Source organism: Mesorhizobium sp. B2-8-5 (assembly GCF_006440675.2).
GTDB lineage: Bacteria > Pseudomonadota > Alphaproteobacteria > Rhizobiales > Rhizobiaceae > Mesorhizobium.
In genome coordinates, this window is the sequence record NZ_CP083951.1 from 4,527,400 (window position 1) to 4,550,932 (window position 23,533).

The 23,533-nt window shown below is 63.8% G+C and carries 27 protein-coding genes; 9 read left to right on the plus strand and 18 right to left on the minus strand.

Translation table 11 applies throughout. The annotated features are described in order from the left end of the window. Positions 1-152: 152 nt before the first annotated feature. Together FJ430_RS22115 and FJ430_RS22120 are read left to right on the plus strand one after the other, a co-directional pair. On the plus strand, positions 153-794 hold the full coding sequence (locus tag FJ430_RS22115) for a hypothetical protein (RefSeq protein ID WP_140641473.1): 642 nt from the start codon (positions 153-155) through the stop codon (positions 792-794). An 89-nt stretch (positions 795-883) separates the two neighbouring features. Next, positions 884-1,558, plus strand: a complete 675-nt coding sequence (locus tag FJ430_RS22120; RefSeq protein ID WP_140707531.1) for an HAD family hydrolase — start codon at positions 884-886, stop codon at positions 1,556-1,558. A gap of 83 nt (positions 1,559-1,641) precedes the next feature. Here FJ430_RS22120 and FJ430_RS22125 read toward each other — a convergent pair whose 3' ends face one another. The 7 genes from FJ430_RS22125 to FJ430_RS22155 all read right to left on the minus strand — a co-directional run bounded on the left by FJ430_RS22125 (position 1,642) and on the right by FJ430_RS22155 (position 8,781). Next, positions 1,642-2,799 (minus strand): DUF930 domain-containing protein, encoded by a 1,158-nt coding sequence (locus FJ430_RS22125; RefSeq protein ID WP_140707529.1) that lies wholly within the window; start codon positions 2,797-2,799, stop codon positions 1,642-1,644. Positions 2,800-2,936: 137 nt separating this feature from the next. Next, positions 2,937-4,286, minus strand: coding sequence for a pyruvate dehydrogenase complex dihydrolipoamide acetyltransferase (locus tag FJ430_RS22130; RefSeq protein ID WP_140707527.1), 1,350 nt, complete (start codon positions 4,284-4,286; stop codon positions 2,937-2,939). Positions 4,287-4,289: 3 nt separating this feature from the next. Then, the gene (locus FJ430_RS22135) at positions 4,290-5,288 is read right to left on the minus strand and encodes an alpha-ketoacid dehydrogenase subunit beta (protein WP_140641599.1); all 999 of its coding nucleotides are present in this window, start codon (positions 5,286-5,288) and stop codon (positions 4,290-4,292) included. Next, complete coding sequence (locus tag FJ430_RS22140; protein ID WP_140641465.1) at positions 5,288-6,316, minus strand: thiamine pyrophosphate-dependent dehydrogenase E1 component subunit alpha; 1,029 nt, start codon at positions 6,314-6,316, stop codon at positions 5,288-5,290. Before FJ430_RS22140 ends, FJ430_RS22135 begins: the two co-directional genes overlap by 1 nt. Positions 6,317-6,318: 2 nt before the next feature. Beyond that, the gene (locus tag FJ430_RS22145) at positions 6,319-7,647 is read right to left on the minus strand and encodes an NAD(P)H-dependent oxidoreductase (protein WP_140707525.1); all 1,329 of its coding nucleotides are present in this window, start codon (positions 7,645-7,647) and stop codon (positions 6,319-6,321) included. A gap of 254 nt (positions 7,648-7,901) precedes the next feature. Next, on the minus strand, positions 7,902-8,360 hold the full coding sequence (locus FJ430_RS22150) for a YbaK/EbsC family protein (RefSeq protein ID WP_140658582.1): 459 nt from the start codon (positions 8,358-8,360) through the stop codon (positions 7,902-7,904). 154 nt (positions 8,361-8,514) lie between these two features. After that, entirely contained in the window at positions 8,515-8,781 is a 267-nt protein-coding gene (locus FJ430_RS22155) for a helix-turn-helix domain-containing protein (RefSeq protein ID WP_140641461.1), read from the minus strand. Between the two features lie 298 nt (positions 8,782-9,079). Here FJ430_RS22155 and FJ430_RS22160 point away from each other — a divergent pair, with 298 nt between their 5' ends. The 4 genes from FJ430_RS22160 to FJ430_RS22175 all read left to right on the plus strand — a co-directional run bounded on the left by FJ430_RS22160 (position 9,080) and on the right by FJ430_RS22175 (position 10,934). Continuing rightward, positions 9,080-9,688: a hypothetical protein gene (locus tag FJ430_RS22160; RefSeq protein ID WP_140641459.1), complete on the plus strand. Its 609-nt coding sequence runs from the start codon at positions 9,080-9,082 to the stop codon at positions 9,686-9,688. A 222-nt stretch (positions 9,689-9,910) separates the two neighbouring features. Next, entirely contained in the window at positions 9,911-10,105 is a 195-nt protein-coding gene (locus FJ430_RS22165) for a hypothetical protein (protein WP_140641457.1), read from the plus strand. A gap of 218 nt (positions 10,106-10,323) precedes the next feature. Next, positions 10,324-10,518: a hypothetical protein gene (locus tag FJ430_RS22170; RefSeq protein WP_140658586.1), complete on the plus strand. Its 195-nt coding sequence runs from the start codon at positions 10,324-10,326 to the stop codon at positions 10,516-10,518. 155 nt (positions 10,519-10,673) lie between these two features. Beyond that, the gene (locus tag FJ430_RS22175; protein WP_140707523.1) at positions 10,674-10,934 is read left to right on the plus strand and encodes a hypothetical protein; all 261 of its coding nucleotides are present in this window, start codon (positions 10,674-10,676) and stop codon (positions 10,932-10,934) included. Between the two features lie 75 nt (positions 10,935-11,009). Here the strand turns inward: FJ430_RS22175 and FJ430_RS22180 are convergent, their stop codons facing one another. The 7 genes from FJ430_RS22180 to FJ430_RS22210 form a co-directional block, all read right to left on the minus strand. Further along, on the minus strand, positions 11,010-11,312 hold the full coding sequence (locus tag FJ430_RS22180; RefSeq protein ID WP_140658588.1) for a DUF883 family protein: 303 nt from the start codon (positions 11,310-11,312) through the stop codon (positions 11,010-11,012). A gap of 94 nt (positions 11,313-11,406) precedes the next feature. Next, on the minus strand, positions 11,407-11,946 hold the full coding sequence (locus FJ430_RS22185) for a MerR family transcriptional regulator (RefSeq protein WP_042640150.1): 540 nt from the start codon (positions 11,944-11,946) through the stop codon (positions 11,407-11,409). A gap of 132 nt (positions 11,947-12,078) precedes the next feature. Next, positions 12,079-12,402, minus strand: coding sequence for an integration host factor subunit alpha (locus tag FJ430_RS22190; protein ID WP_023815657.1), 324 nt, complete (start codon positions 12,400-12,402; stop codon positions 12,079-12,081). 104 nt (positions 12,403-12,506) lie between these two features. Next, positions 12,507-13,478, minus strand: coding sequence for a beta-ketoacyl-ACP synthase III (locus FJ430_RS22195; protein WP_140707521.1), 972 nt, complete (start codon positions 13,476-13,478; stop codon positions 12,507-12,509). Between the two features lie 9 nt (positions 13,479-13,487). Next, positions 13,488-14,555: a phosphate acyltransferase PlsX gene (gene plsX / locus FJ430_RS22200; protein ID WP_140707519.1), complete on the minus strand. Its 1,068-nt coding sequence runs from the start codon at positions 14,553-14,555 to the stop codon at positions 13,488-13,490. Positions 14,556-14,685: 130 nt separating this feature from the next. Then, on the minus strand, positions 14,686-15,234 hold the full coding sequence (locus tag FJ430_RS22205; RefSeq protein WP_140658591.1) for a YceD family protein: 549 nt from the start codon (positions 15,232-15,234) through the stop codon (positions 14,686-14,688). Positions 15,235-15,245: 11 nt separating this feature from the next. Continuing rightward, a complete protein-coding gene (locus FJ430_RS22210; protein WP_140658592.1) occupies positions 15,246-15,788 on the minus strand; it encodes a ubiquinol-cytochrome C chaperone family protein in 543 nt (180 codons plus the stop codon). A gap of 117 nt (positions 15,789-15,905) precedes the next feature. Here FJ430_RS22210 and FJ430_RS22215 point away from each other — a divergent pair, with 117 nt between their 5' ends. The 3 genes from FJ430_RS22215 (at position 15,906) to FJ430_RS22225 (ending at position 18,098) form a co-directional block, all read left to right on the plus strand. Continuing rightward, positions 15,906-16,430 carry an outer membrane protein assembly factor BamE gene (locus tag FJ430_RS22215; protein WP_140641443.1) on the plus strand — a complete coding sequence of 175 codons (525 nt, stop codon included), beginning with the start codon at positions 15,906-15,908 and terminating at the stop codon, positions 16,428-16,430. A 131-nt stretch (positions 16,431-16,561) separates the two neighbouring features. After that, complete coding sequence (locus FJ430_RS22220) at positions 16,562-17,107, plus strand: dTDP-4-dehydrorhamnose 3,5-epimerase family protein (protein ID WP_226891823.1); 546 nt, start codon at positions 16,562-16,564, stop codon at positions 17,105-17,107. A 1-nt stretch (position 17,108) separates the two neighbouring features. Continuing rightward, positions 17,109-18,098 (plus strand): glycosyltransferase family 2 protein, encoded by a 990-nt coding sequence (locus tag FJ430_RS22225; protein ID WP_140707517.1) that lies wholly within the window; start codon positions 17,109-17,111, stop codon positions 18,096-18,098. Positions 18,099-18,194: 96 nt separating this feature from the next. Here the strand turns inward: FJ430_RS22225 and FJ430_RS22230 are convergent, their stop codons facing one another. The 4 genes from FJ430_RS22230 to FJ430_RS22245 form a co-directional block, all read right to left on the minus strand. Continuing rightward, positions 18,195-20,336, minus strand: a complete 2,142-nt coding sequence (locus FJ430_RS22230) for a sodium-translocating pyrophosphatase (protein ID WP_140707515.1) — start codon at positions 20,334-20,336, stop codon at positions 18,195-18,197. A 254-nt stretch (positions 20,337-20,590) separates the two neighbouring features. Continuing rightward, a complete protein-coding gene (locus FJ430_RS22235; protein WP_140707513.1) occupies positions 20,591-21,340 on the minus strand; it encodes an ABC transporter permease in 750 nt (249 codons plus the stop codon). Beyond that, positions 21,337-22,275, minus strand: a complete 939-nt coding sequence (locus FJ430_RS22240) for an ABC transporter ATP-binding protein (protein ID WP_140641435.1) — start codon at positions 22,273-22,275, stop codon at positions 21,337-21,339. The genes FJ430_RS22235 and FJ430_RS22240 overlap by 4 nt, the downstream gene beginning before the upstream one ends. Then, positions 22,272-23,438, minus strand: a complete 1,167-nt coding sequence (locus FJ430_RS22245; protein WP_140707511.1) for an ABC transporter permease — start codon at positions 23,436-23,438, stop codon at positions 22,272-22,274. Before FJ430_RS22245 ends, FJ430_RS22240 begins: the two co-directional genes overlap by 4 nt. Positions 23,439-23,533: the final 95 nt, after the last annotated feature.

Consider the following 23,533-nt stretch of genomic DNA (forward strand, 5'->3'; position numbering starts at 1 on the left):
TGGACGGAGGTGAGATGACCCGAAAGTGAGAACATTTGTTTCCTCGAATGTCAACATGTATTATATTTGCCGTCATAACGCTCCACAGGCGGCTGACCGATTTCGGCATCGGCAACGCCTGTGCTAGCCTGCCGTCAAACGGGAAATGAGACATGGACCTGCCTTTCAGGCACGAACTCGCGCTTATGCCGGACCTTCGCCACCGGCTGCGGCAGTTGCGCTGGTTCCGCGCCACCTTCCGCAGCAGCGCGAAAGTGGTGTCCGAAACGTTCGGCGTGCGCTTCGAGATTGACGAGGCCAAGTTGACGCGCGCTTTCCTCGACTGGATCGAAGTCATGGAAGCGCAGAAGCGATTCGCTGCCGTCGACCGCGCGGACTTCATCGTCTTCGCCGCCGGGCTTGTGCTGCGCGAGCTGATCCGGCAGGCGCCGGCGCGGGAGATTTCCGGCCTCACCGACATGATCGAGAGCGAGGCCAATGCCGGCACGGCGGAAATCGTGCGCTTCTGGCCGGAAGGCTTCCTCTATACCAACTACTGCGTATCGGCGATCCTGGCCGTGCACGAGCAGGAGTTCGGCACGGCGCCCAGCATCGACAAATGCGCCGACGACCTGCGAACCTGGTGGTCTTACCGCGAGAACGCAACGGAAATGCCCGCCTATGCCGTGGCCTTTCTCGACCGCTTCCTCGGCGCCGAGCCCAACTGGATCACACCCGACCGCGCGCAGTCGCGCCAGGCCATGCAGCGCGCGCTTGGATCCACGCCGGTGAGCGAGGCGCTGCGCCAGCTTTGAGGCGTTGGGGACGGAGCCGCCCGACTATTGAACATCTGACTTTTTATCGATAGCGATGTGCGCATTGGCACAGGAGCCGGGAGAAGCGCGTGGCGCAACCTAGACTGATGATTTTCGATTGCGACGGCGTTCTCGTTGACAGCGAACCGCTGGCCGCCAAAGCCTATGAGCGCGTCTACGAGAAACACGGCATGCCCGGCGTCCATGGCGGCATCATCGCCCAATGCATCGGCATGAAGCAGTCCGACATCATCGTCAAAATCAAGGAACTGACCGGCCATCAGTTTCCGGCCGCCGCCGACGGCGATATCTGGGCCGAGACCAAGCTGCTCTTTTCCGAGGAGCTGAAGCCGACGCCGGGCATCGCGCCATTCCTGAGCGCGCTTGCCGGCGACCGCTGCGTCGCCTCGTCATCCTCGGTCGAACGCATCAACCACAGCCTGTCGGTGACCGGGCTGTCACGCTTCTTCGGCGAAGCGATCTTTTCCTCCTCGATGGTGAAGAACGGCAAGCCGGCGCCCGACATCTTCCTCTACGCCGCCGAGAAAATGGGGGCGAAGCCGGCCGACTGCATTGTCGTCGAAGATTCGCCGCTCGGCGTCCAAGGCGCAGTCGCGGCCGGCATGATCGCGATCGGCTATACCGGCGGCGCGCACACTTATCCCGAGCACGGTGCGCGGCTGAAGGCTGCCGGCGCCGATTTCGTCTGCGCCGACTGGCACGAAGTCGGCCGGCAATTGGCGGGGCTTGGCGTTCCGGCCTGATCCAACTCTTTGTTGGAGCATGATCTTCTCCGAAAACCGGTTCCCACTTTTGCATTCGCTGACCTTCGGTTCGGGATCATGCTCTAGCGGAGACTGGGGAAACGACGCCGGGTCCACTCACCGGGCGGGACCAGTCCCCCCACACGGAAGTTGAAGGACAGGACCCTCGTTGCATCGGCGTCGACCTCGCAGCGGAAGCTCAGATCGTACCATTGCGTTGTCGTGCTGAAGGCAGCCTGCGTAGGGTTAAGAACATTGCCCTGCTTCAGGGGAATAGTCGGCAGCCATTTGGGCGAGTAATCGGCACTTTGCAATTCCTGGTTCAGAACGTTGGCGCAAAGATTGGCAACGCGCTGATCGCGCGGCACGCTCTCCATCGAGCTTGTGGCCAGCGCGTTGCCGGTCGCACCCGGCGAGTAGAGCTTTCTGACGCCCGGCAGGCCGGAATAGATCGGCGATCCCGCAACCTCGGTGTCGGCGGGGTTTGACCTTCCTGGGTTCCCGCTTGGCGCTCTCAAGGCTCTTGCCGATTTGAACTTCATCGCCTTGGAAGGTTTAGGCTTTGCCTTTTCGGTTGACGATGGAGGTGCGGGCTTGTCGCCGGCTTCGGCCGTCAACGGCTTTGGCGCTTCGGCCGCCTGGTTCTCGGCGGGTTGCGACGCCTTGTCCGGCTGCTGCTTGTCAGTGTCCTCGGTCGCCTGCTTCTCCTCGCTTTGCGCGGGTTTTTCGTCCGGCGGGGCGGTTGCCGGCTTCTCTTGGGCCTTGCTGGCCTGCTGCTCGGGCGTTGCAGCGGCTGGCTGGTCGGGCGCCGGCTTCGGTGCGACCGGCGGCTTCGCTGATTCATTTTGGGCTGGCGACGGCGCGTTGGCTGGAGCGCTGCCTCCGTTCAGAGATTTCTCCGGGCCGGTATCCTTCTCGCCATACTGGAAAACGCGCTTCAGAACCGGAATGCCCTGCGGTTTCGGCGGCTGCGGAGGCGGTGGCTTTTGCACGGCCTGCTCAGGCGGCTTTTCAGCCTTCTTTTCAGGCGTCGGCTGCGGCGGCTTTGGAGCGGGCTTCGGCTTGGGCTGATCGGGCGGCGGCACGATCGCGACATTGACCGGCTGTTCCTGCTGATCCGGCTGTTGGTCGGGTCTCGGCAAGCCAAGGAACAAGAACGCTGCAATCAGGGCATGCAGGAATAGCGATGCGGCCAAGGCCCACCGCCAATTCCGAAACCATTCCCGCATCTTGCCGTTCATAGCGCCCGATGTGGAACGAAATAGCGGCGGCTTCAAGCGCTAGGCCGGGTTTCCTACGAGCTGCCGGCCTGACAAGTCGGTGATCGGAGGGTCCGTGGCGTTAAGAGCAAGCCGGATCAAGGGCCTGCAGGGTTGGCTTACACCAGCATGCCCATCGGGTTTTCGATCAAGCGCTTGAAGGCACCGAGCAATTCCGCGCCAAGCGCGCCGTCGACCGCGCGGTGATCGGTCGACAGCGTCACCGACATCACGGTGGCTATCTTGATCTCGCCCTTCTTCACCACCGCACGCTCCTCGCCGGCGCCGACCGCCAAAATCGTCGCATGCGGCGGGTTGATGACGGCGGCAAAGTCCTTGATGCCGAACATGCCCAGATTGGACACAGCGGTGGTGCCGCCCTGATACTCTTCCGGCTTCAACTTGCGGCTCCTGGCGCGGCTCGCCAGGTCCTTCATCTCGTTGGAGATGACAGACAGCGTCTTTTCGTCCGCATGGCGGATGATCGGCGTGATCAGGCCGCCGGGGATCGACACGGCGACGCCGACATCGGCGTGCTTGTGCTTGACCATGGCGCTCTCGGTCCACGACGCGTTGGCGTCCGGCACCGCCATCAGCGCCATGGCCATCGCCTTGATGACCATGTCGTTGACGGAGAGCTTGTAGGCCGGCGCTTCGCCCTTGTCGGTCTTCCTCATCGGGGCCGCGGCATTCAACTGCGTGCGCAGTGCCAAGAGCGCATCGAGCTCGCAGTCGAGCGTCAGGTAGAAATGCGGGATGGTGGATTTCGCCTCGACCAGGCGGCGCGCGATGGTCTTGCGCATGTTGTCGTGCGGCGCGAGCTCGTAGGAGCCTTCGGCGAACAGCTTCAGCACCTGGTCGTCCGACATCGGCTTGGGTGCTGGGGCCGGAGCGGATGGAGCGCCGGCCGGAATCTCGGCGGCGGGCTGAGCAGAGGCGGCCGCGTCTTTGCTGGCAACTGCTGCCTCAACGTCGGCGCGCACAACACGGCCGCGCGGACCGCTGCCTGCTATAGCCGAGAGGTCCAGATTTGCCTCACGGGCCAAGCGTCGAGCCAAAGGCGTGGCTCGGGCAGGCCCTTGCGATTGGCTGATCTCCCCCCTCGTGGGGGAGATGGCCGGCAGGCCAGACGGGGGCGCGACAGAATAAGAGGTTGACGGGACAGCGCCCCCCTCTGTCGGCTTCGCCGGCATCTCCCCCCTAAGGGGGGAGATTGGCGCGTAGACTTCGTCATCGGCATAAATCCACGCCACCGGCTCGCCGACGGGAATGTCGACGCGCTCCTTGCCGGTGACGTTGCGCAGCGTGCCGCTGGCCGGCGCATCGATCTCCATCGCCGCCTTGTCGGTCTCGATCTCGAAGAGCACGTCGCCCTTCTTGACCTTGGCGCCTTCCTCGGCGAACCAGCGCGAGATCTGTCCGGTCGCCATGTCCATGTCGACCTTGGGAAGAATGACTTCGGTCGGCATCGCTCAGCGGACCCCTTTCACGAGGTCGCGGGCGGCGGCGATGATGTCGGGAACCTGCGGCACCGTCGCCTTTTCCAGGTCCGGATTGTAGGGGATCGGCGTCTCGGCGCCGCCGAGCCGCACGATCGGCGCATCGAGATAGTCGAACGCCTCGCTTTCGGCGACGAGCGCGCTCACTTCCGCGCCGATGCCGAGCGTCTTCACCGCCTCGTAGACGCAGAGCAGGCGCGAGGTCTTCTTCACGCTGTCGATGACGGTCTGCCTGTCGAGCGGCCGGATCGTGCGCAGATCGACCACTTCGATGTCGATGCCCTCGCCCTCCAGCACGGCCGCGGCATCGAGCGCCTTCTGCACCATGATCGAGGTGGCGACGATGGTGAGATCGCGGCCTTCGCGGCGGATCTCGGCCTTGCCGATCGGAACGGTGTAATGGCCTTCCGGCACATGGCCCTTCATCTTGTAGAGCAGCTTGTGCTCGAAGATCATGACCGGGTCCGGATCGGCGACCGCGGCAAGCAGCATGCCCTTGGCATCGTGCGGCGTCGCCGGCTGTATCACCTTCAGGCCGGGCACATGGCCGAGCCAGGCCTCGAGACTCTGGCTGTGCTGGGCGGCGGCGCCCGTGCCGGAGCCGGCCGGGAAGCGCATCACCAGGGGCACCGAGACCTCGCCGCCGAGCATGAAGCGCATCTTGGCCGCCTGGTTGACGATCTGCTCCATGCCGAGCGTGGCGAAATCCGAGAACTGGAATTCGAAGATCGGCCGCATGCCGGTGACGGCGGCGCCCACCGCGACGCCGGCGCCGCCCAGTTCCGAGATCGGCGTGTCGATGACACGGTCGCTGCCGTAGCGCTCGACAAGATCGCCCGTCACCTGGAAGGCGCCGCCATAGACGCCGATGTCCTCGCCCATCAGGAAGACGCGCTCGTCCATGTCCATGGCGATAGCCATGGCTTCCTGGATCGCCTGGGCGTAGCTCAGTTCACGCACCACGGCATCCATCACGCATGCTCCGTGTAAACGTAGTCCGCAAGGGCGGCGATCTCGGGCGCCGGGCTCGCCTTGGCGAACTCGATGCCGTCGGCGATCTCCTTGGCGACCGCGTCGCGGATCGCCTGGATGCCCTGGTCGTCGATGAAGCCGAAGTCACGCAGTTCGGTCTCAAACAGCGTGATCGGATCGCGGTTCGCCATCCAGTCCTCGATCTCTTCCTTGGTGCGGTAGCGGTTGCGGTCGCTCTTGGAATGGCCGCGATGGCGATAGGTCTTGGATTCGATCAGCGTCGGCCCCTCGCCCGCGCGCGCCCGCTCCACCGCCTTGAAAGACGCCTCGGCGACCTCGGAGAAGATATTGCCGTTGACGATGACACCGGGCATCGAATAGGCGGCCGCCCGCTCGGCGATGTTCTTCACCGCGGTCGAGCGCGCCGTCGAGGTCGACATGCCGTAGCCGTTGTTCTCGCACACGAAGATCACCGGCAGCTTCCAGATCGCCGCCATGTTCAGCGCCTCATGAAAGGCGCCCTCATTGTTGGCGCCGTCGCCGAAGAACGAGACCACGACCTTGCCGGTCTTCATCCTCTTGGCGGAAAGTGCGGCACCCACCGCGATCGGAATGCCGCCGGCGACGATGCCGTTGGCGCCGAGATTGCCCTTGGCGACATCGGCGATGTGCATGGAGCCGCCGCGGCCCTTGCAGTAACCGGTGGTCTTGCCGAAGAACTCGGCGAACATACGGCTGACCTCGGCGCCCTTGGCGATGCAATGGCCATGGCCGCGATGCGTTGAGGTGATCTGGTCATCCTCGGCGAGCGGCATGCAGATGCCCATGGCGCTGGCTTCCTGGCCGATCGACAGGTGCATGGTGCCGTGGATGAGGCCGCGCATGTAGCACTCTTCGGCGCCCTCTTCGAAGCGGCGGATGAGGTACATCTTATGAAGCACCTCCCGGAGCTGCTCCGGGCTGTACTGGCGATAGACGAAAGGCAGGTTGGCCCGGCTATCCACGACGGCTTTGCTGGCTCCAGCCATGATCACGCCTCCACAGCGCCGTAAACGAGCTTGTCCTGGCGGGCGCGCAGTTCGGCGATCTTCGAGCCCGGCGCGGGCGCCGCGTTGGCATAGGTAATGAGCTCGCCCTTCTTGATGGGCTGGGTGACGGAGCCGCCCTGCAGCAGGCCGCAGGGAACGGCGCGCGCCGCATGGGCCTCCGGAGCCGTCATGATCCAAGCGCGATAGCAATACTCACCGATGGCATCGAGCTTGTCGCCGGGATTCAGATCCTTCTTGGCGACCGCGCAGACCTCGGCCACGGGCTTGGCCAGCGGCACCATGTCGGCCTTACCGTAAAGCACGACCCGGGCGCAGGTCAGCGGCACTTCCAGCGAGGTCAGGTGATAGGGGCGATGGAAGGTGAAATACGGGCCCTTGCCCATCTTCAGGTCTTCCATGCGCTCCGAGATGCGCGGATGCGACATGTCGGCGACGACGAAGACGCCGGGCGCGACACCCTTGCCGATCGAGTAGTCGACGACGCCGACCTTCGACAGCACGCCGCCGTCCTTCTCGGGCACCAGCACCTTGGACAATTCGCCAAGCGTCGCAGCCGGACCGTGCATGCCGGGCTTGTCGGGGACCAGCCCGGTCGCGTTGGCGATCGCCGCCATCTCGACCATGGTCTTCGAACCGTCGACGAATTCGACCAGCATGCGCACATTCATATGCCGGCGCTTCGCCTCCTCCTCATAGTCCGGAGGCGTGGCGTCGATGTTGAGCGGGTTGTTCTTGCCTTTGCCCGCGGCAACGATCGGATGCCCCATGGCGGAGACGAATTCGATCAGTTCCATGCAGGAAGACGGCTCGTCGCCGGCGCCCAGCGAATAGGTGACGCCGAGACGGTCGGCCTCGCTCTTGAGGTAGGCGCCAATGGTGACGTCGGCCTCGACATTCATCGTCACCAGATGCTTGCCATGCTCCATGGCGTGCAGGCCGATCTCGGCGCCTACGGCCGGAACGCCGGTCGCGTCGATGACGACGTCGATGAGGTCATTGCCGATGACGAGGCTGGAATCGCTGGTGACGGCGATCTTGCCGGCCTCCATGGCCGAGGTCATCGCCGAAGTGTTGGAAACCTCGCGCGCATGGCCGGTTTCCTGGAAGGCGATATCGACGGCCTTGCTGGCCGCCGGCAGGTTGAGTTCCGAAATGGCTCCGATCTCGATGCCGGACATGTGGGCGACGCGGGTGACGATGTCGGTGCCCATTTCGCCGGAACCGATCAGGCCGATGCGGATGGGCTTGCCCGACTTGGCTCGTTCCTCAAGATCGCGGGCAAGGCCCGTCAACGAAATGTTGGATGCCATACCGTATTCCTCCCATATCGCATGCTGTTCGGTTGCTTGACCGGTATTGAACATATGTATTTCTGTCAAGACTAATGTCCAGAATTTGGCCGTTGGTCGACGCTTTTCCAATTGCTCGATGCGCAACGGCTAAAGGCACGGGCAGCGGGCGCCCGTACCGAACCAAATGGAAAGCGAGCGGTCGCGGCCGAACGTCGGTCAAAACCGCGCGACGGCCCTCGACGAACCATAAAAAGATATCTAGGCGGCAATTGTTACTGGCAAACGTCGACCCATACGGCGCCGACCAGATCGGCCATGCGCTGCGGCGTGATGCGCACCGCGGCATTGGTGGCGCCGGCTGCCGGAACGACCTCGCCGAAGGCTTTGAGCGACAGATCGCAATAAACGGGCAGCGGCGCCGGCAGGCCGAACGGACAGACGCCGCCCGGCGGATGGCTGGTGACTGCCAGCACCTCTTCGCCGCCGAGCATGCGCGGCTTGCCGCCCATCCTGTCCTTGAATTTGCGGTTGTCGAGCCTGGCGATGCCGCTGGTCACGACCAGCATGGTCTCGTCAGCGACGCGCAGGCAGATCGTCTTGGCGATCTGCGCCGGCGTGACGCCGTGCGCCTCCGCCGCCAGCGCCACTGTTGCGGAACTTGCTTCGGTGACGATGACTTCAACATCGGGCGCGTGCTCGGCCAGAAAGGCGCGGACCGATTCCAAGCTCATGGTGAATCCCTCGTCAGGTCTGTCGAACAGCAGCGCTCGGCGAATCGCATGGCATGGCGGTTATTGGCAAGAGCCAGCGCCTGCGCCTCGCAGGCACTAAAAAGCCCGCCGGGCCAACCCTCGGCGGGCTTCTGGATGGACGCTTCTGGCGTCTCTATTGCTGTGTGGGCCGATTCTCTGCGGACGGCACCCTGATCAATTCCTCTTCCGGCACTTGCAGCGCGGAAGCGATGCGCCGGAGCTTGGCGGGGTCGACGTCCTTGCCGTCCTCGATGTCGACGATCTCGCCCACGGCCAGGCCGCAGGTCAAAGAAAGTTCCTCGATCGTGTATCCCCTCGTTTCGCGAGCGGCTTTCAACGGATTGAGGCCGGACGCGGCAATGATATCGTTGGAAACAGCGTTTCGTACGGTGTTGGGCATGGCAACTCCTTAAAGATGAAACAGGTCGGATGAAATGTGGGTGTTGCCTGAGACGGCGGGAGAATGCTCGTTAACAAATGATTTGCCAAGAGCACCCATACGGCGTCACGCCATCGTGAAGCTGCGTTTTGGCCGAATGCCTCGGGCCCCGTAGATGTAAGGCCGCTCGGCGCTCAATCAAGTTCTTTTGAAGATCCTCGACCGGATTCGCCGGCATTTTCGACGCCTCGATTCGTTAGCTCACCGTCACCGGCAGCCAAACCCGCGCGCCGGGCGTTTCACGGAAGGATCGAATGCCATGAATTTGAAATCGTTCGCAATTTTGCTTGGCGCCATCTCAAGCGTCGTCGGCGCGACGGAAGCGCAGGCGGCGTACGCCACACGCGTTCGAGGCACCGTCGTCGGCGTTGCCGGATCGACGCTCACGGTGAAGGACCGCGACGGCAAGACCGATGCGATCGCGCTTGCCGACGGCTGGAAGATCTCGGGCGTCGCCAAGGCATCGGCAGCCGATATCAAGCAAGGCGATTTTCTTGGCATCGCCTCGATTTCCAAGGCCGATGGCGGCAGCGGCGCGCTGGAAGTCGTGGTCTTCCCGGCGGCCCTGAAGGGCACGGGCGAAGGCGACCGCGACTGGGATCTGCAGCCCAACAGCCGCATGACCAACGGCACCGTCGCCGACGTCACCGAGATCGAAGGCCGCACGGTCACGCTCACCTATGACAACGGCCAGAAGAAGCAGATCGCGATTCCGCAGACGACACCGATCGTGACATTCGCCGCCGCCACGCCGGCGGATCTCACGCCGGGCATCGCGGTGTTCGTCAACGCCGAGCGCGGCGGCGACGGCAAGCTCGTGGCCAACCGGGTCGTGGTCGGGAATCACGGCATCGCGCCGCCTATGTGAGGCCAGGCAGCCGCATCCTTGGATTTCCAAGGAGCGCGCAATCCTCGTAGGCCAGGGCGGGCGCGCGGCGCAAGAGGGTCCCCAGAAACAATCCAGAAACAAAAATCTACATTTGGGAAAAATTGTCGAAAAAAACCAGGAGGATAGTCCCTATCGCGAGGCTTGGGTCACCGATTTGCTCCGGTGAATCTCGGAAGGCCCGCGTAAAAAGGAAACGAAGTCATGAAGAAGTCCCTCCTCTCCGCGCTCGGGCTGGCTCTGGCCCTGGCGTTCACCATGCCGATCCTCGGCGCCACCAGCGCCGACGCGGCTCCGATGAAGAAGCATCACCATCATCGTCATCACCACAGGCATCATCACCGCCATCACCACCACCATCATCACCACCACAAGACGATGGCTCCGAAGAAGGCCTGATCCTTCCCTTCTGCCGATGGGAAGGCAGGCCTTCGCCGCCAGAGCGGACCAGTCTTCCCATCGGACTCTTCGGCTTAAACATCCGGTGATGCCGAACCGCACTCCGGACTGCGTCTAATGGGGCCTGCGCTGATCTTTCGGCCAGACACCGCCTGCTACTGGCGGTCGCCCGTGCCGTCGTCACGCTTCGCCATCCGGCCCTCGTTGCCCGCTTCGCCATGAAGCTCGGCTATCGGCCAAATCCCGCCGCCCCGACGCGCTATAACGAACTGACGCTGTGGCGAAAGATCGTCGACCGCAATCCGCGGTTCGTGACGCCGACCGACAAGCTGGCGGCGAAAGCGTATTATCCGCGCCGCCTGCCCCGAATTGCCGGTGGCGTGATGCGGGGCACCGATAAGTTTGACGGCTGACACAGACGTCGCCGGCCAAACGAAAAAAATCGCGCGGCATATGAACCTTTCCATTGGGGCCAGCACTAAGCGGTCATGGGCACCGCGAAGGTGCTCCTCAACCCAACGGGACGCCAGGACGGCGATCCCAACAACCAATGGAAGGAAATGCTCAAATGACCAACTTCAAGCGTATCAGCCTCGCCGCGGCTCTCGTCTTTTCGGCTTTCGGCTCGGTCCCGGCTCCGGCCTTTGCCGGCACCCATCCAACCGGCGACGGCGGCGCGGTCTGTAAGGGCCATGGCTCGTGCCTGGTGCTGCAGCTGGATTGCAAAGGCACCTATACCGATGCCACCGACAAGAACGGCACCGTCTACGGCAAGTGCAGTCAGGTCATGAAGGTCGATCCGAAGACGCGGCTCAAGCTCGCGAACTGATCGCTGTAGCCAAATGGCACGGAAATGGCGGCCGTCGAGGACGGCCGCCATTTCTGTTCATATCGCGTCGATCGATCAGCGCCGGCTGATAAGAAGGCCGGCAAGCAATCCGACCACGACCAGCCCGACGGCGGCGGCCGTCGCCGGATGATCTCGCGCCGTACGCTCAATAGCCCTGCCCCTGCGCCTTATTGCCGGCAGCGCCTCGTGGAGGCGATCGGCAAGTTGCGAATAATAGTCGGACGCCGCCTCGCGGCCATCCTCGTAATAGGCGTCGCCGCGCCTGGCCAAAACCTTCTTGAGATCGTGCAATTGTCGCGAAAGCGCCGCGACCTGCTTGTCGATATCAACGTCGGAGAGGGTCGAAAACGGTGCCATGCTTTTTGTCCTTCTCTTCGAGAAGGCCTAACGCATGGACGCAGAGCCAGTTCCGGCAGGCCGAGCGCGCGGCATCAAGTCGAATGACGACCGTTCAACGAACCTGGTCGAGCAGGCGCTTGCATTCCAGCAAGTCGAACAGCGCCTCCTGCAGCAAGGCGCGATTGTCACGCGACAATTTCGAGGCGTCTGGCTGTACCGGACCTTCGTCGTCGCTCTTGCCGAGGCCGAAGAAACGGCGGCTGGGCTTCACCTTCGGTTGGCCGACCAGCGCGTCTTCGTCGCCGCGCGGCTGCGCGGCCGCCGTCAGCGGCACCTGCTCGGCCTGGCGGCGCTGAGCGATCGCCTCCACGGCGGCCATGTCGCCATTGCCGATGGCGACCAGGAAATGGTTGCCGTTTTCGCGCAACAGTTTCTGCACGCCTTTGATCGTATAGCCCTGATCGTAGAGCATATGCCTGATGCCCTTGATCAGCTCGACATCCTGCGGCCGGTAGTAGCGCCGGCCGCCGCCACGCTTCATCGGCTTGATCTGGGTGAAGCGCGTCTCCCAGAACCGCAGCACATGCTGCGGCAGATCGAGATCTTCCGCGACTTCACTGATGGTGCGGAAAGCGTCGGGGCTCTTGTCCATGGGCCAATCCTCCACACTGGACCGCGATCCGGCTCATGATGCCGAATCGTGCCTTATTTCAGCGATTTATGAAACGATATTCAAGCCCGACGTCAAAATGGCCGGCGGTTTTCAACCGCATTCGCCAGCAAACTATTTGCCGCCCTTGCCCTTGCTGTTCTGATGCGAGCGCAGGATCCGGCTCTTGAGCACGTTCGACGATTTGAACGTCATCACCCGGCGCGGCAGGATCGGCACTTCCTCGCCCGTCTTGGGGTTGCGGCCGATGCGCTCGTTCTTGGAACGGACATGGAAGGTGGCGAAGGACGACAGCTTCACCGTCTCGCCGCGGACGATTGCCTCGCAGATCTCATCGAGGACAGCCTCGACGAGCTCCGCCGATTCAGTTCGCGACAAGCCAACCTTCCGGTAAACGGCTTCAGCAAGGTCGGCACGCGTAAGTGTCTTTCCCCCCATGCGACCGTCCCATCTGCTCGCAAAAACGTAAATCGATACAGGTAAAGGCAGAGCCTAAGTAATTGATCCGGCAAGGTCAAGAACCGAACCGGCGAGTTCGGCACTTACCAGCGGAGCAATACCGCGCCCCAGGTGAAACCTCCACCCATCGCCTCGAGAAGCACAAGGTCGCCCTTCTTGATGCGGCCATCCGCGACGGCCACCGACAAAGCGAGCGGCACCGAGGCAGCCGAGGTGTTACCGTGTAAATCGACGGTGACCACCACTTTCTGCTCGGCAATCCCGAGCTTCTTGGCGGAAGCGTCAATAATCCGTTTATTGGCCTGATGCGGCACGAACCAGTCGAGGTCCTCGGCTGTTATGCCGGCCTCGCTGAAGGTCGCCTCGATGACATCGGTGATCATGCCGACGGCATGCTTGAACACTTCACGGCCTTCCATCCTCAGATGACCGACGGTTCCCGTGGTAGAAGGACCGCCGTCGACGAAGAGCTTGTCCTTGTGCACGCCATCCGAACGCAGGCTCGCCGCCAGCACGCCGCGATCGGTAATCGCGCCCGCTCCGTCTGCCGCTTCCAGAACCAGCGCGCCGGCGCCGTCGCCGAACAGCACGCAGGTCGAGCGGTCGCTCCAGTCGAGGATGCGCGAGAATGTTTCCGAACCGATCACCAGGACGCGTTTGGCCAGGCCGCCCCGGATATAAAGGTCGGCGGTGGCGACCGCATAAACGAAGCCCGAGCAGACGGCCTGCATATCGAAGGCAAAGCCATGATGCATGCCGAGCCGGTTCTGGATTTCGACAGCGGTCGCCGGGAACGTGTTGTTGGGCGTCGAGGTCGCCAGGATGATGAGGTCGATATCGGCGGGCGTCATGCCGGCGCTGTCCAGCGCCGCGCGCGCCGCCGCCTCGCCAAGCGAGGCTGTCGTCTCGTCGTCGGCCGCGACGTGGCGTTGGCGAATGCCGGTGCGCTGAACGATCCACTCGTCCGAGGTTTCGACCATGCCTTCGAAGTCGGCATTCTTCATGATGCGGCGGGGCAGCGCGGCACCGTTGCCGCGCACGACTGATCTGATCAAGGCTCTGTCCTATTCCTCGGCGTCGGCGACGCCGGATTTCCTGTTTGCCTGCGCGGTCGGATTGCGCGCATGGAACAGATCGAGGTCGGCCTCGATCCGGTCAAGCAGATTGTTGCGCACCATGTCGTAGCCGAGTTCGACGGCGGCAGCGAAGCCGTCCGAATCGGCGCCGCCATGGCTCTTCACCACGATGCCGTTCAATCCCAGGAAGACGCCGCCGTTGGAGCGCCCGACATCCATCTTCTCGCGCAGCCTGTCGAAGGCGCCCTTGGCGAAGACATAGCCGATCTTGGCCATGAACGTGCGGCTCATGGCGGCGCGCAGATAGCCGGCGATCTGCCTTGCGGTGCCCTCGGCGGTCTTGAGCGCGATGTTGCCGGCAAAACCCTCGGTAACCACCACGTCGACCGTGCCCTTGCCGATATCGTCGCCCTCGACGAAGCCGCGATAATTCATCGAGGCCATGTTGGCCTCGCGCAGCATGCGGCCGGCTTCCTTGACTTCTTCCTGGCCCTTGATCTCCTCGACGCCGACATTGAGCAGGCCGACGCTCGGCCGCTCGATGCCGAACACCGAGCGCGCCATACCGGTGCCCAGAATGGCGAAATCGATAAGCTGGTGCGCATCCGCGCCGATGGTGGCGCCGACATCGAGCACCACGCTTTCGCCGCGCGTCGTCGGCCAGAGCGCCGCGATCGCCGGGCGGTCGATGGTGGCCATGGTGCGCAGGCAGAATTTCGACATCGCCATCAGCGCGCCGGTGTTACCGGCCGAGATGCAGGCCTGCGCGCCGCCGTTCTTGACCGCTTCGACGGCCTTCCACATCGACGACTTCCAGCGGCCATGGCGCAGCGCCTGGCTCGGCTTGTCGTCCATGCGCACCGCGATCTCGCAATGGACGAACTCGCTTATCTCGGCGAGTTTCGGGAACTTGGCGAGTTCGGGACGCACCACGTCCTCGCGGCCATAGATGACGAAGCGGATGTCAGGGCGGCGGATGGCGACCGTCATCAGCGCCGGGATGACCACGCTCGGTCCGTGATCGCCGCCCATGGCATCGATGGAAATCCTGATCACGTAGTGCTTTTCTCACGGGTTGCCTGGCTTGCGGCTGACGCCTGCCAGGGTAAGGGGGCTCGCGAAGGTTCGGCGAAAATAGCGGTTTTGCGCCTAGGCACAACCAACTTTTCCAAAATCCGGACCACTCTCAGGATTTTCCGAGCAGCGAACGCAGCTTTTTCTGGAATTCGCTTTCTTCGGATTGATCGTCGCCGGCGACGTCGAGCGAGGCTCCCGGCTTGCGCGGATAGGGGTCGATCGCCAGGCCGAAAAACTGTTCGGCCAGCGCGCCGACATCGATGGTGTCGCCGGAAAATATTTCCGGACTGTCCGGTCCGTCGGCGTCGAGGATCATCTCGCCGCCGCCCTCGAAACCCTCGCGCCCAAGCTTCGACTGCTCGGGCAGAAACAGCGCCTCGACGGGCTCGTCGATATGCGCGGTGACCGGATCGAGCGTGACGATGCAGGCCTGCGTGATGTCGGCCTCGACGCGACCGGTGACCTTGACGCCATTGCGCTTCCAGGAGGCCACAAGCAGTTCGGCGCGATAGTTTTCGACCGAAAGCAGTTCGTATTCGGCGGCAAGCGCCTCGCGCTGGCGCTCATCGGCCTCGACCAGGACAGGCAGGCCCTTTTGCGGCAGCCGTGCGACATTGGCGACAAAGGATACAGGGCTGCGCAATTCGTCGTCTTTCATCCCGGCCTCCTTCACGCGGCCCCGGCGGACGGGAACGCGGCGATGCCGGCGACGATCGATTCGGTCGGCTGCGCGGCAAGCTTCTGGCTAGCCTCGCAGACATAGTCCGCCAGCAGCGGCGCCTGCGGCCAGGGGCCGGAGTCCGGCCTGACGTTGCGGGCGAGCGCCGCCGCAAGCGCCACCCGGTCGTCTTCCTTGAGCGCGTCGTCATAAGCGGCCGTACGGCCGTAAAACATCTTTGCCAGCTTCTTCATGCGCTTGGGCACGCCGACATCGCTGATGCCAAGTTCGCGCAGCGAATGCTCGACATCGAGGAAGAACTCGTCGATCAGCACTTGCGCGACTTCGGCGGCCACACCTTGCTCGCCACGCAGCCGGTGTTGGACGAGATACATGTGCAGCGACAGCATCTCGAAGCGGCCGAGCGGCGTATCGGGCACATTCCAGTCGGAATAAAACACCGCTTGCCGCGCCGCCGCCACGATTCGTGCGTAGAGCGCGTCGGTGATAGCGCGGTTGGCATTGCGTTCGCGGCCAAAAAGGCGCTGGAACATTGAGGGCGGTCTCCTGGGGACCTGTTGTTTGATTTGGCCTTGTTGCATCGGCATGCAAGCTGGTTTACCGGTTTTGCGGCCCAGCGCAAGTTGCGGGGATGTGATGGAGAATTGTTGTTGGGTGCGCTGAAATTCAAGTCGTTCTTTGCGCCCGCCCCGTTGGGCGTGGCTTCGCTGCTGGTAGTGGTGTCAGCGCTTTCCGCCTGCAATTCGTCCAAGATGTTCGGCGATCTCCATCCGAGCGAAACGCTGACGAAAGGCTACGTCATCGACCAGCAGGCGATCGATTCGGTGCCGGTCGGGTCGAGCCGCGAGCAGGTGCTTTTGGCGCTGGGCACGCCGTCGACGACGGCGACCTTCGACAACGAGGCCTTCTACTACATCTCGCAAACGCGCAAGCGCTATGTCGCCTTCGACAATCCCCGCATCATCGACCAGCATGTGCTGGCGGTCTATTTCGGCGCCGACGGCCGCGTTACCCAGATCGCCAACTACGGCCTCAAGGACGGCAAGATCTTCGACTTCATCTCGAGGACGACGCCGACCGGCGGCAAGGACCAGAACTTCCTCAGCCAGATCATCAGCGGCGCCAGCAAGCTGGCGCCCGGCATCCCCGGCGGCGGCAGCGGCGGTACGCCTTAAGTCTATCGACGGCCTGCAGAACAATCAAACCCGCCGCCTAGCCGGCGGGGTTTTGTTTAGGTGCGGCCAAGACGCATACTTGCTTATATTCCGGCGTCCCCCTATCAATTTGCTGGGGATTGGGACCGGTCATGAGCAACAGCGATCGTACTGTGCCGCAAGGTTGGATGGCGACAGGCACGCCTGACCGGCAAACCGTGACACCTGACTGGCTTGTCGTCGAAGCGCCGACAATCGACGGCGTCGCGCTCAAGGAAATCCGACCTGTCGCGACTTCGACCGGCTACCTCACCGAGGTTTTTCGCGAGGAATGGGATCTCGACGGACTTCCGGTCGGACAGGTGTTTCAGCGCACGCTTTATCCCGGCGCGGTGACGGGATGGCATGCCCATGGCGTCACAACCGACCGGCTTTTTTGCTCGGTGGGCAGCGTTCGAATCTCGCTGTTCGACGGTCGCAAGGCCTCGCCGACGTTCGGCACGGTTTGGCACAAGATTGTCGGAGCGGTCAGGCCCGCTATCGTCATCATTCCGCCCGGCGTCTGGCACGGTGTCGTCGCGCTCGGAGCGGAGACTGCTTTGGTGCTCAACCTCGTCGACAAGGCCTACGCCTATGACGCGCCCGACCATTGGCGCCTGCCGCCGGACACCGAACAGATCCCCTACAAGCTGGTGTAGCGTGGAACAGGCCGGTCAAGGCGCGGCGATCGGACCGATCGAACCGCTGGTCTCGGTCGTGATAGCGACGCACAATCGTCCGGCGGTGCTGCATCAAACGCTGAAGAGCCTCGTTGGCCAGACCCTGCAGGACTGGGAAGCCATGGTGATTGGTGATGCGTGCCGGCCGGACACCGCGACAACGGTTGCCGCTTTCGGCGACGCCCGCATCTCCTATATCGATCTTCCCGTGAACTTCGGCGAGCAGTCGGGGCCTAACAATATCGGCTTTGCCAGAGCACGCGGCCGTTTCGTTGCCATATTGAACCATGACGACCTATGGTTTCCCGACCATCTGACGTCCATGAGCGGCTGGATCGACGCCACCGGCGCCGATGTGGTGATCGCCCGGGGTGCGGTCATCGAGTCGGCCGCGAGCAAAGGTTCCAGGCATATGATCCTCGGGACGGGGCGGCACGGCTTCTATGACCCGGTCACCACAGTCGGCTTCGGCTCCGCGCAAATGGTCCGGAGAACGTCTCTGCCAAGGCTTGGGCCATGGCGCCCGGCCAGCCAGTGCGTCTGCGAGAGTTCCCAGGACTGGCTGTTCCGTGCATGGCGCAACGGTGCGGTGATTGCGACAATGCCGCATCTGACCGTGCTCATGCTGCATTCGGGCAAGCGCGAAGGCAGCTATGCGCGTGATACGGCGCAGGAGCAGGAAGAACTGATGAACGCGATGAGTTCGCCAGACGCGTTGCGCGTCAGGATTCTTGGCAACGCCGAGGAACCGGCTCCCCTCAAGCGCTTCCGCTACCTCAAACGCAGGCTGCTGGCTGCCCTCGGCATACATCCGCGAGCGCGTTCCTTCCGCCGCCAATTTCGCCACGGCGCGTTCATTGCCATGCTGCGCCAGACTCGCGGCTTACCGCCAATGCCCGAACGCGAACCGGATGCCGAAGCGTTGCTGGCCCGCTATCGCCATGACAGCGAAAGGCCAGAGGCCGGCTGAGTGCCCCCCGGGGCGGAAAGCATGAAGGATGTCATGCCGAAAGACAAAGCCCGCGGGATCGCTCCCGCGGGCTTTGTCATGGAATAGCCGCCGCGATCAGCCGTGCGCGAGCACGGCGAGCAGGAGCAGCGCGACGATGTTGGTGATCTTGATCGCCGGGTTGACGGCCGGGCCGGCGGTGTCCTTGTAGGGATCGCCGACGGTGTCGCCGGTGACCGATGCCTTATGCGCCTCGGAGCCCTTCAGGTGCTTGACGCCGTCCTTGTCGGTGAAGCCGTCCTCGAACGACTTCTTGGCGTTGTCCCAGGCGCCGCCGCCGGAGGTCATCGAGATGGCGACGAAGAGGCCATTGACGATGACGCCGAGCAGCGAGGCGCCGAGCGCCGCGAAGGCCGAGGCCTTGGAGCCCGAGATCAGCAGCACGCCGAAATAGACGACGAGCGGCGCCAGCACGGGCAGCAGCGACGGGATGATCATTTCCCGGATCGCCGCCCTGGTCAGGATGTCGACGGCGCGCGCATAGTTCGGCTTCGAGGTGCCGGCCATGATGCCCTTGTCCTCGCGGAACTGCTTGCGCACTTCCTCGACGATGGAGCCCGCGGCGCGACCGACGGCGGTCATCGCGATGCCGCCGAAGAGGTAGGGGATCAGGCCGCCGAAGATCAGGCCGGCGACGACATACGGATTGGAGAGGTCGAAGGAGACCTCGCCCATGCCCTGGAAGTAAGGATACTTGTCGCCATTGGCGGCAAAGAATTTCAGGTCGTTCGAATAGGCCGCGAACAGCACCAGCGCGCCGAGGCCGGCGGAGCCGATGGCATAGCCCTTGGTGACGGCCTTGGTGGTGTTGCCGACAGCGTCGAGCGCGTCGGTGGAGTGGCGCACCTCCTTGGGCAGGCCGGCCATTTCGGCAATGCCGCCGGCATTGTCGGTAACAGGGCCGAAGGCGTCGAGCGCCACGATCATGCCGGCAAGGCCGAGCATGGTGGTGACGGCGATCGCGGTGCCGAAGAGGCCGCCGAGCTGGTAGGTGGCGATGATGCCGCCGACGATGACGATGGCAGGCAGCGCGGTCGATTCCAGCGAGACCGCGAGGCCCTGGATGACGTTGGTGCCGTGGCCGGTCACGGAAGCCTGGGCGATCGAGTTCACCGGGCGCTTGTTGGTACCAGTGTAGTATTCGGTGATCACCACGATGAGGCCGGTCACCAGGAGGCCGATGAGGCCACAAGTGAACAGGTTCTTGCCGGTGATGGCGATGCCGGCGACATTGCCGACCTCGCCCCAGCCGACGGTGGCCGAAGTGGCGATGGCGAGACCGACGATCGACAAGAGCCCGGTGACGATCAGGCCCTTGTAGAGGGCGCCCATGATCGAGCCGTTCGACCCAAGCTTGACGAAGAAGGTGCCGACGATAGAGGTCAGGATGCAGGCGCCGCAGATGGCGAGCGGATAGAGCATCGACGCACCCAGCGCGGCCGTGCCGCCGAAGAAGATGGCGGCGAGCACCATGGTGGCGACGACGGTCACCGCATAGGTTTCGAACAGGTCGGCGGCCATGCCGGCGCAGTCGCCGACATTATCGCCCACGTTGTCGGCGATGGTGGCCGGGTTGCGCGGATCGTCTTCCGGAATGCCGGCCTCGACCTTGCCGACGAGGTCGCCGCCGACGTCCGCACCCTTGGTGAAGATGCCGCCGCCGAGACGGGCGAAGATCGAGATCAGCGAAGCGCCGAAGCCGAGCGAAACCAGCGAGTCGACGACGACGCGGTCATTCGGCTGCAGGCCCATCGGGCCAGTCAATATGGCGTAGTAGATCGAGACGCCCAGCAGCGCCAGACCCGCCACCAGCATGCCGGTGATGGCGCCCGACTTGAAGGCGATGTCGAGGCCGGCAGCAAGGCTGTTCGAAGCGGCTTGCGCGGTCCGCACATTGGCGCGCACCGAGACATGCATGCCGATGAAGCCGGCGGCACCCGAGAGCACCGCGCCGATCAGGAAGCCGATAGCGGCGGTGATCGAAAGCAGCCACCAGGCAAGCAGGAGAACGACGATACCGACGACCGCGATGGTCGTGTACTGGCGCGCCAGATAGGCCTGGGCGCCTTCGCGGATGGCGGCGGAGATTTCCTGCATGCGCTGATTGCCCTGATCGGACGCAAGGACCGAACGTGTCGCCCAGATGGCGTACAGAACTGACAGCAAGCCGCAGGCGATGACGGCGGTAATGATGGTCATTGCCGGATTTTCCTCGATTGTTGGCCCAAAAGAACCCCTCCCTGGGCCGTTGGAACGGAGATGGATGCCGCGCACGGATTCCACCCCTTGGCTGGGGTGTATGCGAAACAGGGCTTGGAACGTCAAGATATTGTTCGGTTTTTGCCCGGCTTTCGCCCAAAAGAAGAGGGCGGGAATTGTTGTGCCAGCGCAAGCCTGGAATTAGATCGATTGAAATGACGCTGGGGCACATTCGCCAATCCTCAGACGTAGCGTTATTCCGCCCCCTGCCCCATGCGTCGCGCGGCGTAGCGTTCGACCGCCGACAGGCCGTCATAGATCAGCACGGCAAGCGCCGCGACGATCAGGCCGCCCTGCAGCACGAAGGCAAGGTTGTTCGAGATCAGGCCGGCGATGATCACCTCGCCAAGCGTCTTGGCGGCAACGGTCGATCCGATGGTCGCGGTGGCGAGGCTGATGACGACCGAGAGCCGGATGCCGCCGAGGATCACCGGGGCGCTCAGCGGCAGCTCGACCTTCATCAGCCTTTGCCAACCGGTCATGCCGGCGCCACGCGCCGCTTCCATGACGTTGCCGGGCAACGTGGTGAGCGCCGTCAGCGCGTTTTCGAAGATCGGCAGCAATCCGTAGAGGAAGAGCGCGATCAGCGTCGGCTTTTCGCCGAAACCGACGGCCGGCACGGCGAGCGCCAGCACGGCAACCGGCGGAAAGGTCTGGCCGATATTGACCAGGCTGCGCGACAAGGGCAGGAACTCGGCGCCGGCCGGCCTGGTGACCAGGATGGCGAGCGCCACGGCGACGATCGTCGCGGCCACCGTCGCGACCAGGACGATCCGCAGATGCTGCAAGGTCAGCGACAGCAGGCTGCCTTGGTTGTAGATTGCCGGCGCGCCATTCTCGGTCAGGGGCTTCAGCAGCGGCTCGAACCAGTTGGGGCTGGTGATGAAGACCACCAGCACCACCAGAACGGCCAGCCTCAGCAGCGCGGGCAGCCAGGCTTTCATTGCGGCCTCGCCGCGCGCTTCACCAAGCATTCGATGGTGACGCGGCCAATGAGCTTGCCGTCGGCGCCCTTCACCGGCAGCGCAGGGCGGCCCGACCACAACAGCTCGGCCAGCGCGTCGCGCTGCGTAGCTTCGCCTGGGATCGCCTCGCCTTCGGCGCCGCCCGGCTCCACGGCATCGCGCACAGGCCCCAGCGACAGCAGACGGAACGGCCTTTCGCTGGCGCCGACCAGTGTCTCGACGAAATCGCTTGCGGGCCTCGCCAGGATTTCTGCCGGCTTGGCGTATTGCACCAGCTTGCCGGCATCCATGACGGCGATCTTGTCGCCCAAGTGCACAGCCTCTTCCATGTCGTGGGTGACGAGGATGATGGTGGTGCCGAAACGCTTCTGGATCGCCAGCAGATCCTCTTGCGCCTTGGTGCGGATGATCGGGTCGAGCGCGCCGAAGGGCTCGTCCATCAAAAGCACGTTGGGCTCGGCGGCCAAAGCGCGGGCGACGCCGACGCGCTGCTGCTGGCCGCCGGAAAGCTCGTGCGGATAGCGCGGTCCATAGGCCTGGGGATCGAGCTGGTAGAGTGTCATCAACTCGTCGACGCGCGCCTTGATGCGGTCCCTGTCCCAGCCGAGCAGCAGCGGCACGGTGGCGATGTTCTGCGCCACCGTGCGATGCGGAAACAGGCCGTGACCCTGGATGGCGTAGCCGATGCTGCGGCGCAGCTGATAGCCGGGCACGGAGCGGTTGTCGGCGCCGTCGAGCTTGATGACCCCGGAGGTCGGCTCGACCAGCCGGTTGATCATCCTGAGCAGCGTCGTCTTGCCGGATCCCGACGTGCCGACAATGGTGGCGATGGTTCGGGGTTCGATGATCATCGAAACATTGTCGACCACCGTCGTTTGGTCATAGCGCTTGGTGATGCCTTCGATCTCGATCATGCCGTTTCAACTGCCCTGCGCCTGGTGGCGGCCATTTCGATGACCGCGTCGAGGATAATGGCCGCGGCAAAAGCCAGCGCCACGGTGGGCAGCGCGCCGAGCAGCACGAGGTCCATCGCCGTCTGGCCGACGCCCTGGAAAACAAATACGCCGAAGCCGCCGCCGCCGATCAGCGCGGCGATCGTGGCGAGGCCGATATTCTGCACCAGCACGATACGAATACCGGTCAGGATCACCGGAAAGGCGAGCGGGAACTCGACATCGAACAGGCGCTGGCGGTCGGTCATACCCATGCCGCGCGCGGCGTCATTGGCCGCGCGGGGTACGCCAGCCAGCCCAACCACGGTGTTGGCCACCACCGGCAGCAAGGAATAGAGGAAGAGCGCGACAAAGGCCGGCGCGGTGCCGATGCCCCTGATGCCGACCGCGGCGGCTCCCGGCACGTGCACGGCAACCCAGCCGAGCGGAGCGATCAGCAGGCCGAAGAGCGCGATCGACGGAATAGTCTGGATGATGTTGAGCACATTCAGCACGCCTGCCCGCAGTTTCTCGACGCGATGGCAAAAGATGCCGAGCGGTATGCCGACGATCACCGCGCCGGCCAGCGAGCCAAGCGCCAGCGTGACGTGCTTGGAGGCTTCGGCCCAGAAACTGTCGGCGCGGCCGGCATATTCCTTGAGGATGGAAAGGCTGTCCCAGCTTCCCGAGACGAGCAGCACGGCGATGGCAAGCGCTGCAAGCACGAGCACGCCGACGCGTGACCAGGGCGAAAGGTTCAGCCTGGTCAGCACATCGGCGAGGAGCAGAGTGAAGGCAAAGATCAGCAGCCAGAAACCGGACGCCGGGGCGATGCGGGCGAACGTGTTGCCGGCCGGTGTCAGGAAACCGCCGGCGACGCCGATGAGGACGGCGAGTGCGGCGAGCGCCACGATGCTGGCGGCCAGCCTTAGGGTGAGCGGCGTCCGCAGCAAGGCGACGATGGCGGCCGCGATCACTATCGCCAGCAACAGCATGCCAAGCGTGGGCGGCAACGACTCGAGGATCGAACGCGCCTGCCCGGGTACGATGCGGTTGGCGCGGAACGTGGCAAAGGGGGCCAGGAAAGCGGCGTAGGCGACGATCGCGGCGATGACCACGCCGAGCTTGTCGAAACGCAGGGTCATGGCCTCCCCCTTGCGGTCTTGGCGGTTGGCGAAAGCCGGCGGGAGAACAGCAGTTCCGCCAACCGCACCTCTCCAGCCCGCACTTGTTATGCCGC

Bases quoted from the DNA above. Each gene is read 5' to 3' on its own strand.
- FJ430_RS22135 (WP_140641599.1), bottom strand. From the start codon at position 5,288: ATGGATGCCGTGGTGCGTGAACTGAGCTACGCCCAGGCGATCCAGGAA.
- FJ430_RS22185 (WP_042640150.1), bottom strand. From the start codon at position 11,946: ATGGACAAGAGCCCCGACGCTTTCCGCACCATCAGTGAAGTCGCGGAA.
- FJ430_RS22180 (WP_140658588.1), bottom strand. From the start codon at position 11,312: ATGGCACCGTTTTCGACCCTCTCCGACGTTGATATCGACAAGCAGGTC.
- FJ430_RS22115 (WP_140641473.1), top strand. From the start codon at position 153: ATGGACCTGCCTTTCAGGCACGAACTCGCGCTTATGCCGGACCTTCGC.
- FJ430_RS22175 (WP_140707523.1), top strand. From the start codon at position 10,674: ATGACCAACTTCAAGCGTATCAGCCTCGCCGCGGCTCTCGTCTTTTCG.
- FJ430_RS22245 (WP_140707511.1), bottom strand. From the start codon at position 23,438: ATGACCCTGCGTTTCGACAAGCTCGGCGTGGTCATCGCCGCGATCGTC.
- FJ430_RS22210 (WP_140658592.1), bottom strand. From the start codon at position 15,788: ATGTTCCAGCGCCTTTTTGGCCGCGAACGCAATGCCAACCGCGCTATC.
- FJ430_RS22150 (WP_140658582.1), bottom strand. From the start codon at position 8,360: ATGAGCTTGGAATCGGTCCGCGCCTTTCTGGCCGAGCACGCGCCCGAT.
- FJ430_RS22140 (WP_140641465.1), bottom strand. From the start codon at position 6,316: ATGGCTGGAGCCAGCAAAGCCGTCGTGGATAGCCGGGCCAACCTGCCT.
- FJ430_RS22130 (WP_140707527.1), bottom strand. From the start codon at position 4,286: ATGCCGACCGAAGTCATTCTTCCCAAGGTCGACATGGACATGGCGACC.
- FJ430_RS22205 (WP_140658591.1), bottom strand. From the start codon at position 15,234: ATGAAAGACGACGAATTGCGCAGCCCTGTATCCTTTGTCGCCAATGTC.
- FJ430_RS22240 (WP_140641435.1), bottom strand. From the start codon at position 22,275: ATGATCGAGATCGAAGGCATCACCAAGCGCTATGACCAAACGACGGTG.
- FJ430_RS22145 (WP_140707525.1), bottom strand. From the start codon at position 7,647: ATGGCATCCAACATTTCGTTGACGGGCCTTGCCCGCGATCTTGAGGAA.
- FJ430_RS22190 (WP_023815657.1), bottom strand. From the start codon at position 12,402: ATGGGGGGAAAGACACTTACGCGTGCCGACCTTGCTGAAGCCGTTTAC.
- FJ430_RS22155 (WP_140641461.1), bottom strand. From the start codon at position 8,781: ATGCCCAACACCGTACGAAACGCTGTTTCCAACGATATCATTGCCGCG.
- FJ430_RS22125 (WP_140707529.1), bottom strand. From the start codon at position 2,799: ATGAACGGCAAGATGCGGGAATGGTTTCGGAATTGGCGGTGGGCCTTG.
- FJ430_RS22160 (WP_140641459.1), top strand. From the start codon at position 9,080: ATGAATTTGAAATCGTTCGCAATTTTGCTTGGCGCCATCTCAAGCGTC.
- FJ430_RS22230 (WP_140707515.1), bottom strand. From the start codon at position 20,336: ATGACCATCATTACCGCCGTCATCGCCTGCGGCTTGCTGTCAGTTCTG.
- FJ430_RS22220 (WP_226891823.1), top strand. From the start codon at position 16,562: ATGAGCAACAGCGATCGTACTGTGCCGCAAGGTTGGATGGCGACAGGC.
- FJ430_RS22165 (WP_140641457.1), top strand. From the start codon at position 9,911: ATGAAGAAGTCCCTCCTCTCCGCGCTCGGGCTGGCTCTGGCCCTGGCG.
- FJ430_RS22235 (WP_140707513.1), bottom strand. From the start codon at position 21,340: ATGAAAGCCTGGCTGCCCGCGCTGCTGAGGCTGGCCGTTCTGGTGGTG.
- FJ430_RS22170 (WP_140658586.1), top strand. From the start codon at position 10,324: ATGAAGCTCGGCTATCGGCCAAATCCCGCCGCCCCGACGCGCTATAAC.